18 protein-coding genes are annotated in these 22,833 nt (G+C 62.6%); 9 read left to right on the forward strand and 9 right to left on the reverse strand.

The window, feature by feature from the left end; genetic code table 11:
• The first annotated feature begins 82 nt into the window (after positions 1-82).
• The gene (locus ACKFRT_RS05530) at positions 83-2,251 is read left to right on the forward strand and encodes a 4-alpha-glucanotransferase (protein WP_296215512.1); all 2,169 of its coding nucleotides are present in this window, start codon (positions 83-85) and stop codon (positions 2,249-2,251) included.
• Positions 2,252-2,356: 105 nt separating this feature from the next.
• Here the strand turns inward: ACKFRT_RS05530 and ACKFRT_RS05535 are convergent, their stop codons facing one another.
• Positions 2,357-2,638 (reverse strand): hypothetical protein, encoded by a 282-nt coding sequence (locus ACKFRT_RS05535; protein ID WP_296215514.1) that lies wholly within the window; start codon positions 2,636-2,638, stop codon positions 2,357-2,359.
• A gap of 28 nt (positions 2,639-2,666) precedes the next feature.
• Positions 2,667-4,889: a M3 family metallopeptidase gene (locus tag ACKFRT_RS05540; RefSeq protein WP_408926053.1), complete on the reverse strand. Its 2,223-nt coding sequence runs from the start codon at positions 4,887-4,889 to the stop codon at positions 2,667-2,669.
• Between ACKFRT_RS05540 and ACKFRT_RS05545 the strand changes: the two genes are divergently transcribed.
• From ACKFRT_RS05545 to ACKFRT_RS05560, 4 genes are read left to right on the forward strand one after another with little or no spacing between them, the layout of a single operon-like run.
• Positions 4,888-6,381 (forward strand): carboxylesterase family protein, encoded by a 1,494-nt coding sequence (locus ACKFRT_RS05545; RefSeq protein ID WP_408926054.1) that lies wholly within the window; start codon positions 4,888-4,890, stop codon positions 6,379-6,381. The genes ACKFRT_RS05540 and ACKFRT_RS05545 overlap by 2 nt on opposite strands.
• Positions 6,382-6,414: 33 nt before the next feature.
• Positions 6,415-7,659, forward strand: a complete 1,245-nt coding sequence (locus ACKFRT_RS05550; protein ID WP_408926055.1) for a MalY/PatB family protein — start codon at positions 6,415-6,417, stop codon at positions 7,657-7,659.
• An 11-nt stretch (positions 7,660-7,670) separates the two neighbouring features.
• Complete coding sequence (locus tag ACKFRT_RS05555; RefSeq protein WP_408926056.1) at positions 7,671-9,629, forward strand: ABC transporter ATP-binding protein; 1,959 nt, start codon at positions 7,671-7,673, stop codon at positions 9,627-9,629.
• A gap of 9 nt (positions 9,630-9,638) precedes the next feature.
• A complete protein-coding gene (locus ACKFRT_RS05560) occupies positions 9,639-11,027 on the forward strand; it encodes an aspartate aminotransferase family protein (protein ID WP_296215524.1) in 1,389 nt (462 codons plus the stop codon).
• A 161-nt stretch (positions 11,028-11,188) separates the two neighbouring features.
• On the opposite strand, the gene ACKFRT_RS05565 is transcribed toward ACKFRT_RS05560, so the two are convergent.
• The 6 genes from ACKFRT_RS05565 to ACKFRT_RS05590 all read right to left on the reverse strand — a co-directional run bounded on the left by ACKFRT_RS05565 (position 11,189) and on the right by ACKFRT_RS05590 (position 17,511).
• A complete protein-coding gene (locus ACKFRT_RS05565; RefSeq protein WP_296215575.1) occupies positions 11,189-11,386 on the reverse strand; it encodes a CsbD family protein in 198 nt (65 codons plus the stop codon).
• Positions 11,387-11,479: 93 nt separating this feature from the next.
• Complete coding sequence (locus ACKFRT_RS05570) at positions 11,480-12,334, reverse strand: 3-hydroxybutyryl-CoA dehydrogenase (RefSeq protein WP_408924633.1); 855 nt, start codon at positions 12,332-12,334, stop codon at positions 11,480-11,482.
• 68 nt (positions 12,335-12,402) lie between these two features.
• Complete coding sequence (locus ACKFRT_RS05575) at positions 12,403-14,295, reverse strand: BCCT family transporter (RefSeq protein ID WP_408924634.1); 1,893 nt, start codon at positions 14,293-14,295, stop codon at positions 12,403-12,405.
• A gap of 384 nt (positions 14,296-14,679) precedes the next feature.
• On the reverse strand, positions 14,680-15,621 hold the full coding sequence (locus tag ACKFRT_RS05580) for a hypothetical protein (protein WP_408924635.1): 942 nt from the start codon (positions 15,619-15,621) through the stop codon (positions 14,680-14,682).
• Positions 15,622-15,773: 152 nt separating this feature from the next.
• On the reverse strand, positions 15,774-16,727 hold the full coding sequence (locus tag ACKFRT_RS05585; protein ID WP_408924636.1) for a hypothetical protein: 954 nt from the start codon (positions 16,725-16,727) through the stop codon (positions 15,774-15,776).
• A 127-nt stretch (positions 16,728-16,854) separates the two neighbouring features.
• Positions 16,855-17,511 carry a metallophosphoesterase gene (locus ACKFRT_RS05590; RefSeq protein ID WP_408924637.1) on the reverse strand — a complete coding sequence of 219 codons (657 nt, stop codon included), beginning with the start codon at positions 17,509-17,511 and terminating at the stop codon, positions 16,855-16,857.
• 150 nt (positions 17,512-17,661) lie between these two features.
• Here ACKFRT_RS05590 and ACKFRT_RS05595 point away from each other — a divergent pair, with 150 nt between their 5' ends.
• From ACKFRT_RS05595 to ACKFRT_RS05605, 3 genes are read left to right on the forward strand one after another with little or no spacing between them, the layout of a single operon-like run.
• Positions 17,662-18,675 carry a bile acid:sodium symporter family protein gene (locus tag ACKFRT_RS05595; RefSeq protein ID WP_408924638.1) on the forward strand — a complete coding sequence of 338 codons (1,014 nt, stop codon included), beginning with the start codon at positions 17,662-17,664 and terminating at the stop codon, positions 18,673-18,675.
• A gap of 37 nt (positions 18,676-18,712) precedes the next feature.
• The gene (locus ACKFRT_RS05600) at positions 18,713-19,642 is read left to right on the forward strand and encodes an NADP-dependent oxidoreductase (protein WP_408924639.1); all 930 of its coding nucleotides are present in this window, start codon (positions 18,713-18,715) and stop codon (positions 19,640-19,642) included.
• A 58-nt stretch (positions 19,643-19,700) separates the two neighbouring features.
• Complete coding sequence (locus ACKFRT_RS05605; protein ID WP_408924640.1) at positions 19,701-20,360, forward strand: hypothetical protein; 660 nt, start codon at positions 19,701-19,703, stop codon at positions 20,358-20,360.
• Positions 20,361-20,396: 36 nt separating this feature from the next.
• Here ACKFRT_RS05605 and ACKFRT_RS05610 read toward each other — a convergent pair whose 3' ends face one another.
• Complete coding sequence (locus ACKFRT_RS05610) at positions 20,397-20,927, reverse strand: hypothetical protein (RefSeq protein WP_408924641.1); 531 nt, start codon at positions 20,925-20,927, stop codon at positions 20,397-20,399.
• 149 nt (positions 20,928-21,076) lie between these two features.
• Between ACKFRT_RS05610 and ACKFRT_RS05615 the strand changes: the two genes are divergently transcribed.
• Positions 21,077-22,825, forward strand: coding sequence for an FUSC family protein (locus ACKFRT_RS05615; RefSeq protein WP_408924642.1), 1,749 nt, complete (start codon positions 21,077-21,079; stop codon positions 22,823-22,825).
• Positions 22,826-22,833 lie beyond the last annotated feature (8 nt).

Consider the following 22,833-nt stretch of genomic DNA (forward strand, 5'->3'; position numbering starts at 1 on the left):
CCTAATCACAAAACGTGAGCTCCCACCCCGTCCTTTCTGCGACTGCCCAAAAGAGTGGAAGAAGCGCCCTCCACCCTGCACAATGGCAGGTGTGACTAGCTCCGTGGAACCTGGGCGATCGAAAGCCTCCGATATCAACGCAATCCTCAACGAATTGGCCGCCGAGTGTGGTGTGGCCACCTGGTACACCGGCCAGGACGGCCAGCGCGTGGACGTCCAAAGCAGCACCGTCCTTTTCGCCCTCCGCGAGCTGGGGTTGGATCTGCCGGAAGACCCGTCCGCACTGACCGAGGAAGTCGTACGGGCGGCGACCGAGGATCTGCTGCGCGCCCGCTATAGCCGCATGCTCGCCCCCACTATCACCGCCATCGCCGACCGCCCGCGCACCTTGCATGTCCACTGCATCGACGGCGAATCTCTGCAGGTGCAGATCCACACTGAGGACGGCGAAACGTTTAACCTCGACCAGCTGAACGAGTGGGTAGACCCCATCACGGTTGGTGCAGAGCAGACCGCAACCACCTTCGGCACCGCCACCTTCCAGCTGCCCGCCCTGCCCGCGGGCTGGCACCGCATCGAGGCGACGGCCGATACCACCAAGGCAAGCTCCACCCTGCTGGTTTCCCCACAGTCCCTGCAGCTGCCGGAGGCTCCGCGCACCGGCGTGATGGCGCAGCTGTATTCGCTGCGCGACCGGGATGCCTGGGGTATCGGCGACTACGGCACCCTCGAGGCCTTGAGCGATTCCCTGCAGAAGCTAGGCGGGGCAGACTTCGTGCTGGTTAATCCGATGCACGCCGCCGAGGCCGCTCCCCCGGTGGAGGACTCCCCCTACCTGCCCACCACCCGTCGCTACACCAACCCCATTTACATCCGAGTAGAAAACACGCCCGAGTACGCGGCACACCCCGAGCTCCACGCGCAGATCGAGCAGCTCGCCGCGCCGCTGAAGAAGCGTAACTACACCGCGGATTTGTTGGAGCGGGACCCCGTGGTGGCGTCCAAAATGAAGGCCCTGCACCTGCTGTACACCGCAGGGATCGGCGACGAGCGCACCGCACAACTGCGCGCCTTCCAAGAGCGCGAAGGCGAGGGGCTGGCGGGGTTCGCGCAATGGTGCGAGCGCGCCGCCAATAACCCGGCTCTGACCAGCGACTTCTTCGCCTGGATGCAGATGCTGTGCCAAGAGCAGGAAATGCATGCGCAACAAACCCTGACCGAGCACATGAGCATCGGCCTAATGGCCGACCTGGCCGTGGGGGTGCACCCCGGCGGCGCGGACTCGCAGACGCTGGCCGATGTTTTGGCTCCCGGCGCTAGCGTTGGCGCCCCGCCAGACGGCTACAACCAGCAAGGTCAAGACTGGTCGCAGCCGCCGTGGCACCCCTGGAAGCTGGCGGAGGAAGGCTACCGCCCGTGGCGCGACATGCTGCGCACGATCCTGCGCACGGCCGGCGGTATCCGCATCGACCACGTGCTTGGATTGTTCCGCCTGTGGTGGATCCCGCGTATGGAATCGCCCACCCTGGGCACGTACGTCACCTACGACCACGAGGCGCTGGTCGGCGCTTTGGTGCTAGAGGCGCACCGCACCGGTGCTGTGGTCGTCGGTGAGGACCTGGGCACTTTCGAGCCGTGGGTTCAGGACTACTTGGCCAGCCGTGGCGTAATGGGCACCTCGATCGTGTGGTTTGAGGGCGACGCCAACGGGGCCAAGCCGCCGGAGGCCTACCGCCGCACCTGCCTGACGTCCGTGACAACTCACGACCTGCCGCCGACCGCTAGCTACCTGCGCGGTGGGCACATCGACCTGCGCGAAGAGCTGGGAGTGCTGACCCGCAGCTCGGACGACGAGTTCGCCGAGGATGCCGCCTGGCAGGTTGACGTACTGGGCACCATCGCCCGCCACGGCGCCTTCCACGGCATGGACTGCGAAAGCTACTTCTTGAACGATCTGCGCCAGGAGCTGGACGATCCGCGGCACGGACGGGAGCGCCGCCCGGATGTTTCGTACATCCTGCGCGCGATGCACCGCTACATTGCACAGACACCGTCGCTGCTGCGTTGCGCCGCCCTGGTGGATCTGGTTGGTGACCTGCGCGCGCAGAATCAGCCGGGCACCACGCAGGATCTGTACCCGAACTGGCGCGTGCCACTGTGTGATGGGCAGGGTAACCCGGTGCTCGTGGAGGATCTGGCGGACATGCCGCTAGCCCGCGAGGTGCTGGCCGCCACCCACGGCGAGGGCTAGCAGCGCGCTGAGCTAGAAAACGCTGGTGGCCAGCCAGGCCACCAATAGAAGAACTAGCAGCAGGGCCAGCGCCTGACGAACCTTGGAGTGGTGTTTCATTGGCTTTTAGCCCTCCTGCTTCTGGTCGTTTTGGCTCTGATCTTCCTGCGGATCACCTGGTTGGGTGCCCCGCGCGGCGCCGCTATCCTCTGGCCGCGAACTGCGGCTGGCCCACATTTCACGCAGCGATAACGCGCCGTGCACGCGCTCTTCCTCCGCGCTCGCGGGGAAAACCCGCAGCGCAATTATCTGCCATATTAAGGCCAGCACGATGCAAACCACGAATAGGGCGAGGAACACCAGCGGGGTTTGGATCCACACCGGCGTGTTAATCAGCCATTCCATCATTGGTTTGCTCTTTCTTTTTTAGGGACGCCTACCCCTGGCTCAACCCGCGGCGGTGAAGTAGCGGCTGCACGCTGCGCTGTCGGCCACGGAACATCCAAAATGCGTCTTCGAAGTCGATGCTAGCGCCGCGCGAGAGAATGATGCGGCGGAAACGCTCGCCCGCGAAGCGGACATCGTCGTCGTCGAGGTCGGCGGTGGCGTCATTAGACTCCGCACCGGACTCACCGGCCTGCCCAGACTCCCCCACCGCAGCGCCGGTATCGACAAAGGCCTGGAAACCGTCGGCGTCTAGCACCTCCGCCCACAGGTAGCTCCAGTAGTCGGCGGAGTAGCCACCGGCGAAGATGTGGTTAAAGTAGGCGGAGCGGTAGCGCGGGGCGAGGGCGCCGTTGACGTCTACCCCGGCGCGTTCCAGGGCCTCGGCCTCGAAGCGTTCGACCTGCTCGGCGGCGCTAGTACCGGCATCATCGGCGCCAGCGCCATCGGTGCCCGCGCCGTCGGTGGCGGCTACGGCGAGCTTGGCGGCCTCCGCTGCAGAGAGCTTGTGCCAGGCCAGATCCAGCCAGCAGGCGGCCAGGAACTCGGTGGTGGCCATGCCCTGGCCCCACTTGGCCTGGACGCGGATGGCCTCGATGAACTCGCCGCCGATAACCTCCCCGGTCTCTACGTGGCGGGCGTAGTTGCGCAGCACGGCGGGCTCCAGGGCCCAGTTTTCGTTGATCTGGCTGGGGAACTCTACAAAGTCGCGGGGCACGTTGGTGCCAGACAGCGTGGGGTAGCGCACGTCGGAAAGCAAGCCGTGCAGGGCGTGGCCGAACTCGTGGAAAACCGTCTGTACTTCGTCGAGGCTCAGCAGGGCCTGCTCGCCCTCGGCGGGCTCGGCGATGTTCATAACGTTGACCACCACGGGGGCCTGCCCCAGCAGGTTGGACTGCTCGACGAAAGAATTCATCCACGCGCCGCCGCGCTTGGTGGGGCGGGCATACATATCGGTGAGCAACAGGCCGATGCCAACAGGCGCCTCTGTGCCCTCTGTGCTCTCTGTGTCTTCTGTAACCTCCCACACCCGCACACCCGGCGCGTAACCGGCCAGGTCGGGGCGTTCGCGCACGTCGATGCCGTAGAGACGCTTGGCTGCGAAGAAGGCGCCGTCTACCAGCACCTGCTCCAGCGGGAAGTATTTCTTTAGTTCGGCCTCGTCCACGTCGAGTTCCTCGGCGCGCAGCTGGGCATCCCAGTAGGGCCAGTCGGCTCCAGTGAGGCCGGCTACGTTCGCCTCCGCTGCGCCTTGTTCTGCATCCTCTGCACTGCTGGTGACCATCTTGTCCAGAGCCCGCTTGTATTCCCCCTGTGCGTTCGCCACGGCGGCGGGCGTGACCTGATTTAACAGTTCCTCGACCGCGGCCAGGCTACCGGCGGTCTCGGCGGCGGCGACGAACTCTGCGTGGTTGGCAAAACCTAGCAGCTCAGCACGCTGGGCGCGCAGGTTCACGATCTGCAGCAAGGTGGCCTCATTGCTACCAGCCGCGCGGTTCAGCGATGCCTCGTGCACCTTCGCGCGTGCCGCCGGGTTATCCAGCGATTCCAGCACCGGCTGAATACTCGGCAGTCCCAGACGGATCAGCCAGCCATCCTCGCCACGCTCGGCGGCGGCTGCGGCGAAGTACTCCTTTTCCGCCGCACTGAGGCCCGCGACCTCGGCCTCGTCGGTAAGCAGCACGGCGGCACTTTCGGTAGCGGTCTGCAGCTGGGCGCCAAAGGCCGTGGTCAGCTCGGCCAGCTGCGCGTCGATGTCGCGCAGGCGGGTGCGTTGCGAGTCGTCGAGTTCCGCACCGCCGCGAACGAAACTCTTCTTCAGTTCGCGCAGCAGGGCCTCTTCCTCGCTGCCCTCCGGCTGCTCGGGCAGGGCGCAGATGCGCTCCCACAGCGCGCGGTTCAGCCAGATTTCGCTGAAGTGCCGCGCCAGCTCCGGGCTGATCGTTGCCTCTATCTCGCGCACCTGGTCAGTGGCGTTTGCGCCCGTATAATTGAATACGATAGCCAGCACGCGCTGCAGCATCCGCCCCGATTCTTCCCACGCCTCTGCGGTGTTTTCCCAGGTAGGAGCCTCGGGGTTGTTCGCAATTGCCGCGATCTGCGCGGCGTGATCCACCAGCGCGGTGCGGAAGGCGGGAACCAGGTCGGCTAGGTCGATGGCCGCGAAGTCTGGCAGTTCATAGGGCAGTTCGGAAGCATTCTGGAGGTAATCCATGATTCCCCACTCTATCCCCGCGGCCAAGGACCATGTTGATGTGGCCGTCGATCAGCGCACCATACGCGGCTACCGTCGGGGTTCCGTCTGGCGCTTCGAATCCATCCCCTACGCCGCGGGCGATCGCTTCGCGCCTCCAGCGCCTGCCCCTCCCCCACGCTTTTTCTTTGGCGATTCTTCCACCACCACCTATCGCCAGGCTCTGTCGGTCACCTGCCCGGCCGCTCCTCCGGAGGCCTGCCCGGCCAGTGCTTCGGAGGCCTGCCCGGCCGGCGCTTCCCGTTCCACAACCGCCACTGGCCCCCACACGGATACCCGCCCTGGGGCGCCCGTCATCGTGTTTATCCACGGCGGTCGCTACGAGGAAGGCTACGCAGACGACCTCTGGTACCACGGCACCCGCTTCGCCGAGGACGGCTGCGTGTTCGTCTCGCTGAACTACCGGTACCGCCTGGAGGGCTTCCTGCCGCTCGTCAACGAGTGGCGCCCCGCCGATCTGGATAGTTCTGTGGACCCGAACACAGAACCGGAGTACTTCCGAGGCGCCGAAGACATCGTCGCCGCCCTGCGCTGGGTGCACGACAATATCGCTGCCTTCGGTGGGGATCCCGAGCGAGTCACACTGATGGGCCAATCCGCCGGTGGTGCACTGGCGGCCTGGACGCTGTGCAACCCCCGCGCCGCAAACTTGGTGCACCGCGCCGTGATCCTCAGCCCCGGGTTCCCGCGCGAGGGCTGGCCGAATCGCGAGCATGTTGCACGCGCCCTCCTCGGCGGTCCGCTGACGACCGAGCACCTTTCCAGCCTGCAGCCGGAACAGCTGCTGCGCGCCTACCGCCGCTATGCCCGTATCTATGGCACGGACTGCGCGGTGGGTCCGTATCCTTTCCGGCCCCATCACATGCTCGACGTCCCGCTGCTGGTCGGCACGCTGCGCGAGGAGTTCGTTCCTATGCCCATCGCCCGCGCTATCGACAAGCGCCTGAAATCCAACAACCCGCTGGTCCGGCAAGCGGCCAAGCCACTGGCGCGGTACGCGGAGCGGGCGCTGCAGGCACGGGTGCGGTGGGCGTCGCCACATCCGGTGGGTATGGCCATCGGGGATTCGGCCATTAAACGCTGGGCCGTGGCGATCATGGAGGAAAAACGCGATACGAGCTGGGCCTACGAGTTTCACGGAAGCCAGTCCGCGTGGCACTGCGCGGATCTGCCTTTGGTTTTTGACGCCCTTACGGTCGCACCGCACGCAGTGCGGGATTTCTGCGGCGATTCCGCACCCGAACGCTTGCAGCCGTTGGCGACGGAGTTTCACGGGATAGTGGCGCGCTTCGCCCACGGCGAGAATCCGCAGTGGCCGCGCTATGGTTCGCGACGGTTGGTGCGCCGCTTCGATATGGATGCGGCGGCCCGCGGCGAAGTCACCAACGAGGTGGCAGAGGACGCTTACCAGCAGATTCGCAAAGACTATCCAGAGCTTTACCCAAGCAGGTAGACAGCTCGGTCTAGAGTGCTAGGGTGGGGAGCTATGAACGCTTGCGCCCAGAACAACAGCCCCCATAGCGCCGCCGGGAACGCGCCCGCCGACGTTACCTTCCACGACCTCGACACCCTCCGCGCCCGCGGGACGATGAAATGGACCGTCTACGACGAGGACGTGTTGCCACTGTGGGTCGCCGAAACCGACTTCGACACCTGCCCCGCCGTCAAACAGGCCATCCAGACGGGCGTGGATCGCGAGTACTTCGGTTACGAGCGCCGCAATGGTTCCGTACAAAAAGCGCTAGCGGGCTTCCTGGACCGCCGCTTCGGCTGGCAGATCGATCCGTCCTGGGTGCGGCTAGTGCCCGATGTGGTCAAGGGCGTGGCCGCGGCGATCGACGAGCTTACGCCGCAGGGCTCCGACGTGATCGTCCCCGTGCCGAGCTACCACCCGTTCTTCGACGTGCCGAGTGCGGTGAACCGCCCCAAGGTCGAGGTGGAGATGACCAAGGTTGAAAAGCAGGGAGCCGAGGAGTGGGCCTACGATTACGAGGCACTGGAACGGGCCTTTGCCAGCACCGAAAACCCCGCGGGTGTGGGGGCAATGATCGTGTGCAACCCATATAACCCGCTGGGGCGAGCGTGGCGCCCGGAGGAGCTGGCCACCTTGGTGGAGCTGGCCGATAAGTACAATGTGCGCCTGATCTCCGACGAGATCCACGCGCCAGTGGTCTACGCGCCGCACACGCATACCCCCCTGGCCACGCTCGGCGAAACCGCCGCGCGGGTGACGGTGACGGTGCTGGCAACCTCTAAGGGCTGGAATACCGCGGGCCTGCACTGCGCGCAGATGATTTTTACCAACCCGGACGACCGCGCGGCGATGGCGAAGGTCAGCCCGTTGCGCACCGGGTCTTCCTCCACCCTGGGGCAGCTCGCCGCCGAGGCCGCCTACACGAACGGCGAGGCCTGGCTGGACAACGAACTCGAGTACCTGCAGGGCAACCTGGATCTGCTCGAGCGCCGCCTGCCGGAGGTCCTGCCCGGCGCAAAGTTCATCCGCCCCGAGGCCAGCTTCCTGCTGTGGGTGGACCTCAGTGAGGTTCCGGGACTGGAAGAGAAGCCGGGCCAGAAGCTGCTGGAAGGAGCCCGCGTGGCCTTCAACGAGGGGATCATGTTCGGCTCCCAGGGCGCGGGACATGTGCGCATCAACTTCGGAACGTCCCGGGAGATCCTCAACGAGGCTCTGGGCCGCATCGCGGAATTCGCTAAGACGAACCTGAACAATTAACTTGGCAAGATGTGATTAACGCTTTCAGCCGCATCCTGCGCTCCACGAAGGAACTCTGGCCGTTCTACCTGGTGGTGATGATCACCAGTATCGTTACCGCCGGACTGGCTCTGGCTACGCCTTTCCTGGTGAAGCTGGCCACCGACACCATCGTGGAGACCATCGGGGGCGGTGGGGCTACCGACGCCGCGATTGAGAGCGCAACGAAGACCGTCATCTGGCTCGCCGTCGGCCTGTTGGCTGTGGAGCTAGCGAACACCATCATCCGCAACATCGGCGGGTGGTTCGGCGACGTGATGGCCATGCGGATGCGCCAGATCCTCTCTAACCGCTACTACGCCAAGCTGCTGGCACTGCCGCAGGGATACTACGACAAGCAGGTCACGGGCACGATCATTTCCCGGCTGGACCGCTCCATCCTGGGGCTAACGGACTTCATCAAGTCCTTCGCCAATAACTTCTTCTCCATGCTGATCACCGTGGTGATGATCCTGGTAATCACGGCGATCTACTACTGGCCGCTGGCGCTACTGCTGGCGATTATCTTCCCGATGTACCTGTACCTGACCATGCTGACCTCCAAGAAGTGGATGGTGTGGGAAAAGGAGAAGAACGAGCACATCGATGTAGCCCAGGGACGCTTCGCGGAGGTCATCGGCCAGGTGAAGGTAGTCAAGTCCTTCGTCTCCGAGCTGCGCGAGCTGCGGCTGTTCCAGAAGCACTTCGCGGACACGATTCAACTGACTCGCGAGCAGTCCCGCTGGTGGCACTTCATGGACGTGCTGCGCATGGGCGGAATGAACATAATCTTTTTCGCCATCTACCTGATGCTCTTCTGGCGCACACTGCACGGCGACTTCACGCTGGGCGACATGGTACTGCTGCTGCAATACGTGGTGATGGCTCGCCAGCCGGCCGGCATGATGAGCTGGATGGTGGATACCGCCCAGCGCGCCGCCGCAGGCTCCCGCGAATACTTCGAGACCATGGAGGAGCTGGAAGAGCCGTCTGCCACCACTCCCCTGCTAGAAGCTGCCCGCCCGGGCGGGCCGATGCTCGTTTCCCAGGCAGAGGTAGACCAGGCCGTGCGCCCACAGCTTTCCGCCCCGGAAACTGGGCCGGTCATCGACTTCAATAACGTCAGCTTCGAGTACCTCAAGGGCGAGCCCGTCATCCACCAGGTCAGCTTCCAGGCAGCCAAGGGAGACCAGGTGGCGCTGGTTGGCGAATCCGGGGGCGGCAAATCCACCCTGGTGAATCTGCTGCTAGGCCTGTACCGCCCCACCGAGGGACAACTGACAGTGTGCGGCAAGGACGTGGCGGACATGACGGCCGCGGAGCTGCGCAGCTCCGTGGGCGTGGTGTTCCAAGAGCCCGCCCTCTTCTCCGGCACGGTTCGCGAAAACATCGCCTATGCACAGCCCGACGCGACGGATGAGGAGATTGAGGCGGTGGCCAAGCGCGCCTTCGCACACGATTTCATCATGCACTTCAAGGACGGTTACAACACCCTCATCGGCGAACGCGGCCTGCGCCTGTCCGGCGGGCAGAAGCAGCGCATCGCTGTGGCCCGCGCCATGCTGAAAGACGCGCCAGTGTTGATCCTGGACGAAGCCACCTCCGCGCTGGACACGAAGGCCGAACGCGTGGTGCAGGCAGGTCTAAACGAACTGATGGTCGGCCGCACCACCATCGTCATCGCCCACCGCCTGTCCACCATCGCCGACGTGGACAAGATCGTCACCCTAGACAAGGGGCGTGTCTGCGAAGTTGGTTCCCCCGCCGAGCTGGCGACCAGCGGCGGCATCTACAACGAACTGCTGCAGCTGACCAGCTCTGCCTCCGCGGCAGACCGGGCGCGACTGAAGCGCTTCGGATTCGCCGACCTATCCGCCGAAGACGACGATGAGTTCCCCGCCGATAGCGGCGCAGATAGCGACTCCGCTGCCGATGCCAACGCGCGCGAGTAGCCTGGGGGAATGACTGAATTACCTCCTAACATCACCGAATTCACTACTTTCGACGGCACCCGTGTAAGCGTGGGCACCGAGGAAGCGAAAACCGCAGAGCAGCAGGTACGCGACAACGACAGCAACTATGTGTTCCACAGCTGGTCGGCACAGGAAAAGATCAACCCGCAGCCACTGAGCTACGCTGCAGGTCCGTGGATCTACGACTACCAGGGCAACGGCTACCTGGACCTGGGCAGCCAGCTGGTAAGCGCCAACCTCGGCCACGCGCACCCGAAGCTGGTGGAGGCAATTCAGCAGCAGGCCACCCGCATCACCAACCAGAACCCCGCGTTCTCCAACGACGTACGCAGCGAGCTGGCCAAGGAGATCGTAGAGCAGGCGCAGGGCGAGTTCTCCCACGTGTTCTTCACCAACGGTGGCGCAGACGCCATCGAGCACGCCATTCGCATGGCTCGCCTGACCACCGGTAAGTCCAAGATACTGACCGCGTACCGCAGCTACCACGGCGCCACCGGCTCCGCGATCATGGCCACAGGCGAGGCCCGCCGCCACGGCAATCCCACCACCGATGGCGACGTGAAGCACTTCTGGGGCCCGTTCTTGTACCGCAGCCCTTTCTACTCCACCACGCAGGAAGAAGAGTGCGCTCGCGCTCTGCAGTCGTTGGAGGAGACCCTGGTTTACGAGGACAACGTGGCTGCCGTGTTGATCGAGTCCGTTGTGGGCTCCAGCGGCATCATTGTTCCACCGGAGGGCTTCCTGCAGGGAGTACGCGAGATCTGTGACCGCCATGGCGCGCTATACATCGCTGACGAGGTGATGGTCGGCTTCGGCCGCACAGGCAAGATGTTCGCCTACGAGCACGGTGGCGCGGATCTGCAGCCGGACCTGGTTACCTTCGCCAAGGGCGTGAACTCCGGCATGGCCCCGCTGGGTGGCGTGATGATGAACGAGGCCGTGTACCAGCGCTTCGCAGACAAGCCCTACCCAGGCGGCCTGACCTACTCTGGCCACCCACTTGCCGTTGCTCCGGGTCTGGCGGCGCAGAAGGTGTACCGCGAGGAGAAGATCTTCGATCAGGTTGCTGAATTGGGTGAACGCGTGATCGCCCCGGCTATGGAGAAGATTGCAAAGGACCACCCAAGCGTGGGTAACGTCCGCGGCAAGGGCTTCTTCTGGGCTATCGAGTTCGTGAGCGATCAGGATGCCAAGACCCCAATGGGCGGCGAGGCCATGGGCGCATTCGGTGCGGAGCTGAAGAAGGCTGGCATTTGGCCGATGGTGTCTGGCCACCGCCTACACTTCGCGCCCCCGCTGATTACCACCGAGGAGCAGCTGAACTGGGCGCTGGAGATCGTCGACCGCGCTGCGTCGGTGGTAGACCAGGCTCTTTAAAGCTGGTGGCTCACAGGAGGCCTGTGTTTCGGTTAGCCCGCTAGCTCCCGCCTCCTTAGTCCCCTAGCCTCCTAGCCCCCTACCCCAGGGTGGCTGTGAGCCCCCTCACACAGCAAAAGTCCCGGCTGATCAATTCAGCCGGGACTTTAACTTTTTAAGTTTTACTTCTGAGCGTCGCCCAGAACCTTGTTTACAGCGTCGGAAGCCTTGTCCTTCAGCTCGTTGGCCTTCTCCTTGATGTCGGACTTGGTCTGGTCCGCACGACCCTCGTTGGCCAGATCGTTGTTGTCGGTAGCCTCGCCAGCGGCCTCCTTGGCCTTGCCTGCGGCGCCCTCTGCCTTGTTCTTCAGATCGTCGATAGACATATGGTGACCTTTCCTTTCGTTGGGATCCGTCCGTTAAGCCGGACTGTGGTTATAAAGCCCGAAAATTACTTAACGAACGTGATGGGATTAATTGTACTCGTAAAACCCCTTGCCGGACTTGCGGCCGGTGTGGCCTGCGGTAACCATGCGGCGCAGCAGCGGCGGGCAGGCATAGCTCGGGTCGCCGAACTCCTTGTACATGACGTCCGCGATGAAGGCGCAGGTATCCAGGCCAACCATATCGGCCAGGGTCAGCGGGCCCATCGGGTGGTTGGCGCCCAGCTTCATGCCGGTATCGATGTCCTCCGGGGTTGCCACGCCGTTTTCCACCATGCGCACTGCAGAAAGCATGTACGGCACCAGCAGGAAGTTCACGATAAAGCCGGAGCGATCCTTCGCGCGGATGGCCTGCTTGCCCAGCTTCTCTGTGGCATAGGTCTGGGCAACCTCAACGATGTCCTCGTCGGTGGTCAGCGCCGGGATAACCTCAACCAGCGGCAGAACCGGAACGGGGTTGAAGAAGTGCAGGCCCAGCACGCGACCCGGATTCTTGGTGGCGCTGGCGATGGTCTGGATCGGCAGGGAGGACGTGTTGGAGCATAGCGGCGCCTTCTTGTCCTCGACGATCTCGTCCAGCTTGGCGAAGACATCCTTCTTGATGTCCTCGTTTTCGATGATGGCCTCCATAACCATCTCGCGATCCGCGAAGTCTTCCAGGTTGGTGGTGAAGGTCAGGCGGCCGAGCGCTGCGTCGCGATCCTCCTCGGACAGCTTGCCGCGGCTCACTGCCTTCTCCAGGGACTTCTCGATGCGCGCCTTACCCGCATCGGCGAACTCCTGCTTTGCTTCCCACACCAGCACGTCGCTGCCGGCCTTGGCAGCAACCTCCGCGATGCCGGATCCCATCAGACCCGCACCGATTACACCTACACGCTGAACCATGGTCACTCCTTTTTATGGGTTAGTTCGTACCGGATCCAGCCTACCGATGTTGCCGGTGCGAATGTGGCTTATTCCTTATCGACGCCCTTATCCTCAGCGGGATCTTTGTCCTCAGACGGGTCTTCTGTAATCAACTCGCCTTCTTGGTCATACATCGGGCGGGCGGGGGAACTTTCTGCCTCATTGTCCACGTCGCCGACGACACCCAGGTCGCCTTCGATTCGAACGTTACCAGGGATGATGAGGTTTCCTTCCGCGTCGTATTCGAAGCGAGCGTGCTCGTTACCTTCGTTGTCGTAGCCCGGAGCAGGGCGGGATTCGTGCTCGGCCAGCTTCTCTGCAGAGTCGGTCTTGCCCCACTGGCGGCTCGGCGGCTCTGGGCGGGCCGCCGAGTCGTCATTCATGCCCTTGACAAGCGAGTACATCATCACGAAGTTGAAGAGCACGAACGGGAAACCGATGATAATCACGGTTTGCTGCAGTGCGTCGATACCGGAGTCGGGGGCCATAATCAGGATCGCGCCGGCGACCGCGCCGATCATGACACACCACAGTAGGCGGTAGATCAGCGGAGTCTTGCCCTCTTCACCGGCGGCGAACATGTCGTTAATCAACGCCGCAGAGTCGATGGAGGTGACGAAGAAGATGGTGATGACGAACAGCGCCAAGATGCTGATGGCCATGGTCCACGGGAAGTGCTCCAGGAAGGCGAACAGCGCCGTGGCAGGGTCGCCCTGCTCCACGATCGGCTCGGTCAGTACCCCCGGCTCTTTCTTCTCGATATCCAGGCCGGCGTAGCCGAAGACGGCGAACCAGACGATGGTGAAGGCCGTCGGCAGCAGGAGCACGCCACCGATGAACTCACGCACGGTACGGCCACGGGAAATGCGGGCGACGAACATGCCGACGAACGGGGACCAACAGATCGTCCACGCCCAGTAGAATACCGTCCACTTGCCTTGCCAGCCGGGGTTTACCTGCTGGGAGTCGGACCAGAACATGATCTTCGGCAGGTATTCCGCATAGAGGCTGGTCGCATCCATCGTGCCGCGCAGCAACAGCAACGTCGGGCCGGTCAGCAGGACGAAAACCATCAGGCCGGTGGCTGCCAGGATGTTGATGTTGGACAGCCACTTAATGCCCTTCGACAGGCCAGTGGATACCGAGATCGACGAAGCCGCAACGATGACGACCAGAATGATGATCTGCACCCACGCAACATTCTGTGCGCCGAAGACCTTGGCCAAGCCAGAGTTGATCTGCAGCGTACCGAGGCCGACCGACACCGCGATGCCGAAAACGGTGCCGATGATAGACAGGGCGTCAATAAGCTTTCCGGGCCACGAGTAAATACGGGCGCCGAGGATGGGCGCAAAGATACTGGATACGCGTGGCGGCAGGTGGCGCTTGTAGATGAAGTAGCCCAGAGCCAGGCCGGGCAGTGCGAAGATAACCCACATGTGAAGGCCGAAGTGGTACAGGGTGAAGCCCATGGCCTCGCCGATAGCCTCAGTGCTCATCGGTTCTGCATCCTGCATCGGCACGTTAACCACGTGGTTCATAGGCTCGGCCACACCGTAGAACATCAACACAGATCCCAAGCCACCGGCGAAAAGCATCGCGAACCAAGACAAGGTCCTAAAAGCCGGCTCCTCGCCCTCCACGCCCAGGCGCATACGGCCGAAGCGAGAGACGAACAAAACCATGAGGAACAGGAACGCCAGCGAGATGCTGCCGATGTAAAGCCAGTTGAAGTTCTCCAGTAGCCAGTTGGCACCGTGCTTCAGGGTGTCTGCGGCCTTGTCCTTGAAGATGATCGAGTAGCCAACGAAGGCCACGATGAAGCCAAAGGCGACCCAGAAGATAATCGGATCAACCTTGACCTTTTCAGAGTTCGCTTCGCTAGTACCGGAGCTATCGGCCGTACTGACGGCCGTAGCGGTAGACTTTTCGCCTTCCATGGCGGGATCACACCCCATTTTCTTACTCGTACTCGTGTAGCTCTTGCAATACCCTATCCCCTCGCCCAGATATCCACCGCGACAACGTGCCGATATCCACACAACAACACCCCGGATAGGCCTTTGAACAGGGCATTTGGCGTATACGGGAAAAGCCTAATTAACGCGTAGCGACCTTGCAGACCGTACACAGGTTTTTTCCAGGAAGCCCCTTTAGATTAGTCCTCAGTGGTCGACAGAAAGGATCCACATACGAACGGTCATTCTCCTCTTGAAACGTCAGCAAGAAACCCCCAGGTCTTAAGTCCACCTGGGGGTTTCTTGTGTCTGCGTTTCTTGTGTCTGAGTTAGGGGGGCACCCGGTGAAGGATGCCAGATTCTGGCCTAGCGGTAGCTGGGCACGCCAGAGGGCTCCATGGGGCCCTCGCTCAGGCTGCTCATCAGCTCCTCCAAGTCGTTCAGACTGTCGTCGAGACTGTCTTCGAGGTCGGACAGATCGGTGCCGAACGGCGAGCTGTAATCAGTTGGTAATGGTAGGTCGTTAGAGGTAGAGCTCGGAGTAGAGGATGGCGACTCGTCCTCGCCGTTATCCTGCGACTCTTCCTCCTGCCCTGTCGTATCCGTGGTCTCGGACTCCGAGGAGCTGGGCTTATCGTCCCCCTCGTCATCACCAGATACTGCGTTGTAGATCAGCACGCCACCGACCACCAGGGCAATGAGCAGCAGCAAACCGACGACGATCTTCGCCACGCCGCCGTTGCCGCCCTGCCCTTGTGAGCCACTGGGGCCACCCTGGCCGAACGGCTGGCCGGCCTGTCCCGGCTGGCCGAACGGCTGGCCGTAAGCTTGACCGGCCTGCCCCGGCTGGCCGTAACCGGACTGACCGTATCCTTGCTGCGCAAAGCCCTGCTGCCCGTATCCCGGCTGGCCGTAACCTGGCTGGCCTGCACCCGGCTGCCCGTTGGCACCAAAGGGGCTCCCCTGAGGAGCACCTTGGGGCCCGCCCTGCATGCCATACCCCTGCGCGTAGCCCTGATCTTGGTTGCCCTGCTGGCCATAGGGCGATCCGTACGGACTGCCGTTCTGGCCGCCTACGGCGTTGCCAGCACCGGAGGAACCAAAGACCTGGGTGCTCTGCTCGTCCTGACGACGGTACTGCGGCGGCTCGGGGTTTTTCCCCTCCCCCTGTGCAGCATCATTTTCGGCGCTCGGGGCGGAAAAACGAGACGCGTTGGCCTGACCCATGTATTCGGTCGGGTCGTTGGCATCTTTCCCATCCGCGCCAGTGCCAGCGTTGCCGTAAGGATTGTTATCCTGAGGTGCCATTATTCAAAAACTTTCCGTGAAAAGTAACCGAGGGGTTGAACTTGAGTTGATCTAGAGCTGGTCTCGGGGGTGTCTAGGGGGCTGAACTGTCAATGATCTGCCAGCGCTGATCTGGAAGCGCTGTACGCAACCCTAGACTTCGAAACTTCACATTAGCGCAGGTAGCGCGCCGCTGCACGGGTATCTGCGTTCTGCACAGCGCGGCCGCCCCAGGAGAAGGACGCCACGGTGTAGCCGTTTCCGAAGGAGGCCGAGGCCCGTGTCTGCGGACCATAATCGGACCAACCCCACTTCGTGCCGTTGACACCCGGCAGGTGCACCGTGCCCCAGTTCTGGCGGGTGCCGTCAGCCGCAACGGCGCCGGCAGTGCGCATCCAGTGAAACACCAGGGAACGCGGGTACCGGATGCGCAGCTTGTGGAGGAACTGCGCGGTATCCGTCGCAGAGGTGTACGAGTTACCCCAGTGCGCAGCCGCGCGAGTGTTACGCAGACCGTAATCTCGAGCGATGGTGCTGATCGCACGCGGGTACTTGCGGTAGATCTTGGAGGCCGCACCGTCATCGGAGAAGCGGATCATGCGCTCGGCCAGGTAGCGGTCGGAGTTACTCTGGTCGCCGTAGCGCAGCACATAGTGGGCCATGTACAGCTTCACGATGGACAGGCCGGGGCGGGCCTGGTCAGCGTTCGGAGTCTTCGCAATACCGTTGTTGGTCACCACGGCCAAAGAAGTGCGGGCAGGCACGTTGTGGATCGTGCGTACCTGGTAACCACCACGGTGCGGAGCCGGACGGTGCGGAGCCGGGCGGTGCGGGGCGGAAGAACCCGGAATCTGGTTAGCGGACATGCCCAACTTGTTCAGCGCATCCTCCACGGCCTGCGGAACCGGCGGCAGCTGCGGCGGTGGGGGCAATTGAACCTGCGGCAGGGGCGGCAATTGGGAACCTGCGGGCGGGCCAGCCGGAGCTGCCGTCGCCGGGGCTGCGATGCCTGCCATCCCCACGGTGGCCGTCAGTGCTGCGGTCGCTGCCCCCTTGGCCAGAGAAATGCGAGAATCCTTAGCCGCATGCCGCGGCCGGTAGGTGTACTGGGAAAAGTCGAACGTCATAACCTCAGGTCCCGTTTATTGATGTTGTCGTGTGCTGACGAGTGGGCGTCATCTAGAAAAAGACCTAGACGATAAATACACAGCATCAATATACATAAGCATGAGGTCATGCACGCGCAAAAGGAACCTACGCGTCGCGGTACAGCAGCTCCATCACGTCCTCGTAGGGCGCCGGGCGCAGATTCCAGGCCTCCACGCCAACATCGACCTGTCCGGGACCGGTGACGGGGACGGCGGAGTGCAGGTGGCCGTGGATCACGTAAGGTACGTCGAGCCGCAAAGTGTCGTAGCGGGACTCCATGCCCTCGTGATCCTGGCCGGGACGTGGAAAGTGGCACAACCAGGCAACCTCGCTGGCGGCCTTCTTCGCCAAATCCTCGTTATCAGCCACCCCGTCGCCGTCCGGATCCCACGGGACGATGCATTGGTAAGGCTGCACGGAATCGAAAACCTCCAGGAACCTGCGCTGGCGCTGCGCGCTGTTGGCGTGCAGCGGGTGACAGGTGTCGTGATTACCGGAAATGAGGTGGACGGCGACGTCTAGACCGTTGAAGGTCTCGGCCAAAAGATCCAGCGCGCGTTCTTCCTGCGGACCCCAGCCGGAGGAAATATCGCCGAGAACCCACAAGGTGTCGCCGGGGTTCAGAGCGTCCGTGAGGTTGTTGAGGATGGTGGCATCATGCCGGTCAACGTCGTTTTCCCCACTCCCATAACCACGCAGCTCGGCGACAAAAGGGTGGCCGAGGTGCAGATCGCTGGTAAACCACGTGCGGGATTGGTTCATGGTCACTCCTTTATAGTCGCGGGGTCGGCGGGGCTAGCGCATCCGCATAGCGTGTCCAGACCCACTCTAGCCTGACCAGGCACCCCCTTTCACTGCGTCCACTACCTGCGAATTTCATACTTTGAGACATCTATCTCATATAATGGTCACATGACGACCGAAAAGAAGAAGCACGACGCGCCCCACGAGGGAGCAGAAAACAGCGGCGCCTCAGCCACCGGCTCCGCCGAGACCAACGCCTCCGAGGAACGTTCCGCAACCATTGCCGTGTGGGCCTTTCCCGCGTTTATCCTGATCGGCGCAGGCCTGGCACTGGCCAGCCCGGGCACCTTCACTCCCCTGGCAGCACACATCTCCACGATGATCGCCATCATCATGCTGTGCATGGGTCTGACCCTGACGTTGCCGGACTTCGCGCTGGTCATCAAGCGCCCCATGCCGATCGTCATCGGCGTGATTGCCCAGTTCGTCATCATGCCGCTGGGTGCTGTGGCCGTAGCCAAGCTGCTGGGTCTGAACCCAATGCTCGCGATTGGCCTGCTGATGCTGGGGTCCGTACCCGGCGGCACCACCTCCAACGTGGTCTCCTATTTGGCTAAGGGCGACGTGGCACTGTCTGTAACCATGACCTCCGTCTCCACGATCCTCTCACCGATCGTCACCCCGGTTATTATGCTGCTGCTGGCGGGCGAGGAAACCCCGGTGGACGGCACGTCTATGGCGTGGAGTCTGGTTCAGACCGTGCTGCTGCCCGTCATCGGCGGCCTGGTCATCCGGGTGATTTTCGACCGCATCGTCACGTTCCTGCTGCCGGTCCTGCCGTGGCTGTCCATCATCGCCATCGGTGGTGTGGTCTTTCCCGCCGTGGCTAAGTCTTCAGAGACCCTGATGAACGTCGGCGTAACTGTCCTGGTCGCCGTTATTATCCACAACACCATCGGCTACCTCCTGGGCTACTTCGCCGCCCGCGCTACCGGCGAATCCCCGGCTGTGTGCCGCACCACCGCCATCGAGGTTGCCACGCAATCCGCTGGCCTGGCCTCGGGCATGTCTGGCAAGTACTGGGCCCCGGAGGCCGCCATCCCCGGTGCGGTCGCAGCAGTGTGGCACAACATCTCCGGCGCTCTGTTCGCCTTCCTCATGCGCCGCTTCGCCAAGAGCTAAGCCCCTCACTCTCTTCTGAGCCCCTACCATGGGGCTCATGCGTATTTTCGGCTTCGATTCCTTTGGCGGCCCCGAGGTCACCCGTTTCCTCGATGTCGCCGACTACACCTGGCAGCCCGGCAGCGTGCTGATCCGCCCCACCGCGATCAGCCTCAATCCCGGCGATATTAAGGTGCGCAACGGCCAGCGCCAGAGTTCCTTCCCGGTCTCTTTCCCTATGGCGATGGGTCGCGAGGCCGCCGGGATCGTCGTCGAAGCCGATCCCTCTACCGGTTTTTCGCCAGGTGATCGCGTCTTTGGCTCGGCTTTCTCCGGCACCGGTGCTGCGAGTGATTCTTTTGTGCTTTTGGACGCCGCCTCGACCGCAGCTATCCCCAGCGGTGTAGAGGCCACGGATGCGGCCTGCCTCCCCGCGGCTGCCGGGACCGCCTACGACGCTTTGGCAGAACTGCACGACCTGGAAACCTGGCCGGATGAGGGCGCCCGTCTGCTGGTGATCGGCGCGGGCGGCGGCGTAGGCACGCATGCCCTGCAACTGGCGCGGCGTTTCGACATTGAGGTCATCGGCATCGCCAGCGCGCGTAAAAAGATGCTGGTCGAGCGCCTGGGGGCGCGCTTTATGGATACCGCGGAGCTGGGCAAGACCGGTTCGCACGTCACCGTCCCACCGGTAGACGGCATCCTGGATCTGGTCGGCGGCGAGGTTCTGGAAGGGCTGGCACATCTTGCACCGGAGGGTGCGATACGCAGCGCCGCAGACAAGCAGCTTGCTGCCCGCCTGGGTGGAAGCGGCATCACTCGGATCCGTACCGAGGAACGCTTCGCGGAACTCGCCCGCTTGGTCGCGGAGGGCGCGATGCGCCCGGTGATCGGCAGGGAGCTGCCCTTCAGCGCCGCCGCCGAGGGCTACGAGGAAGTCGAGTCGGGCCACGCGCTGGGAAAGGTCGTTCTGACTGTGAACGACTAGCGGAGGCAGTAGGCTTCTTCATTAATGCGAAACTTCCCATTAGCTAAGGATGTTTTTAATGAAGCGCTCGTCTGCCCTAGCCCTGCTCACCGTCGCCGCGATGGGGTTAAGCGCCTGCGGATCTGAAGATTCCAACGATTCCGATGCCGCCGACAGCTCCGCTAACGCGTCAGCTCAGCAGGAATCCACCAACCAGGCGACCAACAGAAAGGAGGATACCGAAAAGACCACTAAGCCCTCCAAGAAAAACGGCCCCAACCCCACCCCACCGGCTTCAAACCACGGTTCCGGTCACAACTCTGCCGCAGAAAGCAACAATCGCGCAGCTGAGCCGACGCGAGGCAAACGCAAACGTTCCTCTTCCAACGGGGGATCTGCTTACCCACGAAATGACTGCGGGGTCACCGCGAATGGCGCTGAGATCAGCGTTCCGCTGCGTACGTCATGCGAGTTCGCCGATGTGATTTATGCAGCGGCATTGAAGCCCACCTACGTCTATAGATCTAGCGACCCTAACGTTACGGCTATACCCCGTGCGAGTATCACGGTCACTGCCCCCGATTCCGGTGATACTCATGCGATGGACTGCTACGTGGGCTCGGACGGCAGCACTCTATCGTGTCAGGTAGGCAAATCGAACGATTACGACTTTGGGGCAGGCTTCACTCTGAAGCAAAAGAAGTGGTCCGACTACCTCACAATCGCCACTCCCCAGTAGGACTCCCCCTCGCGCCCTGCGCGGATAAGGCGAACGCTAGGCAGGGGTCAACGTGCCGGCGGTGGCGATAACCGCAAACTCCGCGATCCAGATCCACAGCCAGGGGCGCTTCGGCAGCAGAGGCAGCTCGTCAGCCATAGACGGTCGCGCGAAGATAGACTTCGTTGCCGGGTCGAAGGATTCCCATACGTCCCGGTAGTCGGATTCCGTGGCCGCCCACTGCCGAACCGCCTTGGTATCGCGGTTGTTCGCATACATCCAAAACAGCGCCGGACCGGCAAAGATGAGGAAGTACAGCACGGCAAGCAGAACTTTTAGTCCCCCACTTGCTTCTTCCATGGAGCCGAGAAAAATCCCGAAGAGCATCATCACACCCAGGATCAACGCCAGCCACGCCGCGATTTTCTTTGCAGCGTTCGGACGATACTTAGCCAATCGAATGCGACGGGTTTCCATATCTTGCTCGTCGGATGAACGCGCAAGGTAGCCATCGGTCGGATTCTCGTCCGGCATCCAACCAACAAGATAATCCGTTTCGCCCGGGCGCTGCGGTTCCTTGTAACTCATGGATCTCAGTGTAGGCACGGCACGGGACAACCCACAGCTCATCGTTCGATTTCGGGGACTACACTGTGAATGTCCCCAAGGGACTGCCTCTTTGATTGTCCCTTGAATGCCCTATTTCGCCGACGTATACGAGGAAAACCAAAGACACAGTGAGCCAAGCCAGCCCATACAAGCAGCCCTCCTCGCCATCACCGCTATCCCCAAAGCCCCCGCGTAACCCCGCGGAATTCCCCATCCCCCAGCGCCCGAGTGCGTGGGAACTGTTCACTACCTTCAACTCGAAGGCGTCGGGTTGGGCTGGTGGACTGCGCGCGGCACTGTCACTGCTGATTCCCGGCACTATCGCCTGGTCACTAGGCCACACCGATGCGATGTTGCTAGTCGCCGGTGGCGCGTTCACCGTCATTTACGGCGGTAACCTGCCGTACCGCATACGCCTGAAGGTGATGGCATTCTCCGCCGTCTTGCTGGCCGCCTGCCCCACCATCGCCGCGTGGCTGGGCAAGATGATGTGGGAGCACCTGGATTCCGGTGGCTCGCACTGGTGGCTGATGATCGCGGGCCTGTACTGTACCTTCCTTTCGGGCGTGTTCACCTACACTCAGAACGCACTGCGCTTGCCACCACCGGGCGGATTCTTCATTGTCATGGTCTCCGGCGGCGCAACGATGATTGCCCGCAGCGACCTAAACCCCCTGGCCATTGGCGGCTGGAGTTTGTTTGGTGCGTTCGTCGCCGTGATCGTGGGCATGTTCCCTGCCCTATTCAATCCTCACGGCCCAGAGCAGCAGGCCATCCGTACGCTCAACAGCGCGGTGGCGGATTTCGACCAAGACCCGACCCCTGGCAACTACTACCTCGCCCGAACCTCCCTTTCCGAGGCCTGGTCGGCGCTGATGGGCGCGGGCATTGTCTCCGCGGGCAAGGTGATCCGGGAATCGCAGCGCGACCTGGTGGTGCAGGTACAGCAAGCCCGCCAACAGTTGATGGCCATCAGTGCCCGCACAGGCTACGTGGATACGGACGAAGACTTCTCCGATACCAACGGCATGGTCGACCCCACCCGCATTGCCATCCCACACCACCAGCCATCTGTGAAATACCGCTTCGGCCGTTCGCTCAACATCCACAGCCATGCGGAGCTCAGCATGGAAAAGGTGGTGCTGGCCAGCCTGACCTCCTGCGCCCTCACCATCTGGCTGGGGCTAGACCGCCCTGACTGGGGTGTGATTACCGCTCTGCTGATCCTGCAGTGGGGCCCGGAGAAAGTCCCCGGCACCATCCGCGGCCTCCACCGACTCCTAGGATCCGTGCTGGGCATTGGCCTGTTCGCCATCGCCCATGCTTTCCAGATCAGCGGCCTCCCCCTGCTGTTCTTGCTGGCCGTCTGCCAATTCGCCGCTGAGTTCTTCATCGCCAAGAACTACGCGTTCACCGTCATCTTCACCACCCCCATGGCGCTGATGATGGGCAACTCCCTGGAGCGCCCGCTCGGCGACGTCGTCGTCGATCGCCTGGCCGAGGTGTGCGTTGCGGTTATCTGCTCGTTTATCTTCCTGTGGCTCTGGCGCACTACGTCGGACGCCCACTATCACCGCCGCCTCGTAGGCCACTGCGAAGCGGCCATGGGTGCCCTGCTGGGCGCTGTGCTGATCACCCCGCCAAATCGCGCGCTCTACGCACGCCGTGATCTGCAGTTCGAGCTGCTCAGCGAACGCAAGCACATGATGAAGATGATTAACAACAACTCCACCTATGCGCGGCAATTATGGGCTAAGCACAACCAGCTACAGCTCACCGGATACACCCTGCTGGATTATTGCAATGCGCATGAGGACGAAGATCTCTCCCTCAACGAGCTGAACCGCCTGGCCGCGGCGGTACGGCAGCTGGACTGAGCCTAGTC

It is taken from the genome of Corynebacterium jamesii (genome assembly GCF_046097395.1).
In the GTDB taxonomy this organism is placed as follows: domain Bacteria; phylum Actinomycetota; class Actinomycetes; order Mycobacteriales; family Mycobacteriaceae; genus Corynebacterium.

Bases quoted from the DNA above. Each gene is read 5' to 3' on its own strand.
- ACKFRT_RS05530 (WP_296215512.1), top strand. From the start codon at position 83: ATGGCAGGTGTGACTAGCTCCGTGGAACCTGGGCGATCGAAAGCCTCC.
- ACKFRT_RS05535 (WP_296215514.1), bottom strand. From the start codon at position 2,638: ATGATGGAATGGCTGATTAACACGCCGGTGTGGATCCAAACCCCGCTG.
- ACKFRT_RS05545 (WP_408926054.1), top strand. From the start codon at position 4,888: ATGATTCCCCACTCTATCCCCGCGGCCAAGGACCATGTTGATGTGGCC.
- ACKFRT_RS05540 (WP_408926053.1), bottom strand. From the start codon at position 4,889: ATGGATTACCTCCAGAATGCTTCCGAACTGCCCTATGAACTGCCAGAC.
- ACKFRT_RS05550 (WP_408926055.1), top strand. From the start codon at position 6,415: ATGAACGCTTGCGCCCAGAACAACAGCCCCCATAGCGCCGCCGGGAAC.
- ACKFRT_RS05560 (WP_296215524.1), top strand. From the start codon at position 9,639: ATGACTGAATTACCTCCTAACATCACCGAATTCACTACTTTCGACGGC.
- ACKFRT_RS05570 (WP_408924633.1), bottom strand. From the start codon at position 12,334: ATGGTTCAGCGTGTAGGTGTAATCGGTGCGGGTCTGATGGGATCCGGC.
- ACKFRT_RS05575 (WP_408924634.1), bottom strand. From the start codon at position 14,295: ATGGAAGGCGAAAAGTCTACCGCTACGGCCGTCAGTACGGCCGATAGC.
- ACKFRT_RS05580 (WP_408924635.1), bottom strand. From the start codon at position 15,621: ATGGCACCTCAGGATAACAATCCTTACGGCAACGCTGGCACTGGCGCG.
- ACKFRT_RS05585 (WP_408924636.1), bottom strand. From the start codon at position 16,727: ATGACGTTCGACTTTTCCCAGTACACCTACCGGCCGCGGCATGCGGCT.
- ACKFRT_RS05590 (WP_408924637.1), bottom strand. From the start codon at position 17,511: ATGAACCAATCCCGCACGTGGTTTACCAGCGATCTGCACCTCGGCCAC.
- ACKFRT_RS05595 (WP_408924638.1), top strand. From the start codon at position 17,662: ATGACGACCGAAAAGAAGAAGCACGACGCGCCCCACGAGGGAGCAGAA.
- ACKFRT_RS05600 (WP_408924639.1), top strand. From the start codon at position 18,713: ATGCGTATTTTCGGCTTCGATTCCTTTGGCGGCCCCGAGGTCACCCGT.
- ACKFRT_RS05605 (WP_408924640.1), top strand. From the start codon at position 19,701: ATGAAGCGCTCGTCTGCCCTAGCCCTGCTCACCGTCGCCGCGATGGGG.
- ACKFRT_RS05610 (WP_408924641.1), bottom strand. From the start codon at position 20,927: ATGAGTTACAAGGAACCGCAGCGCCCGGGCGAAACGGATTATCTTGTT.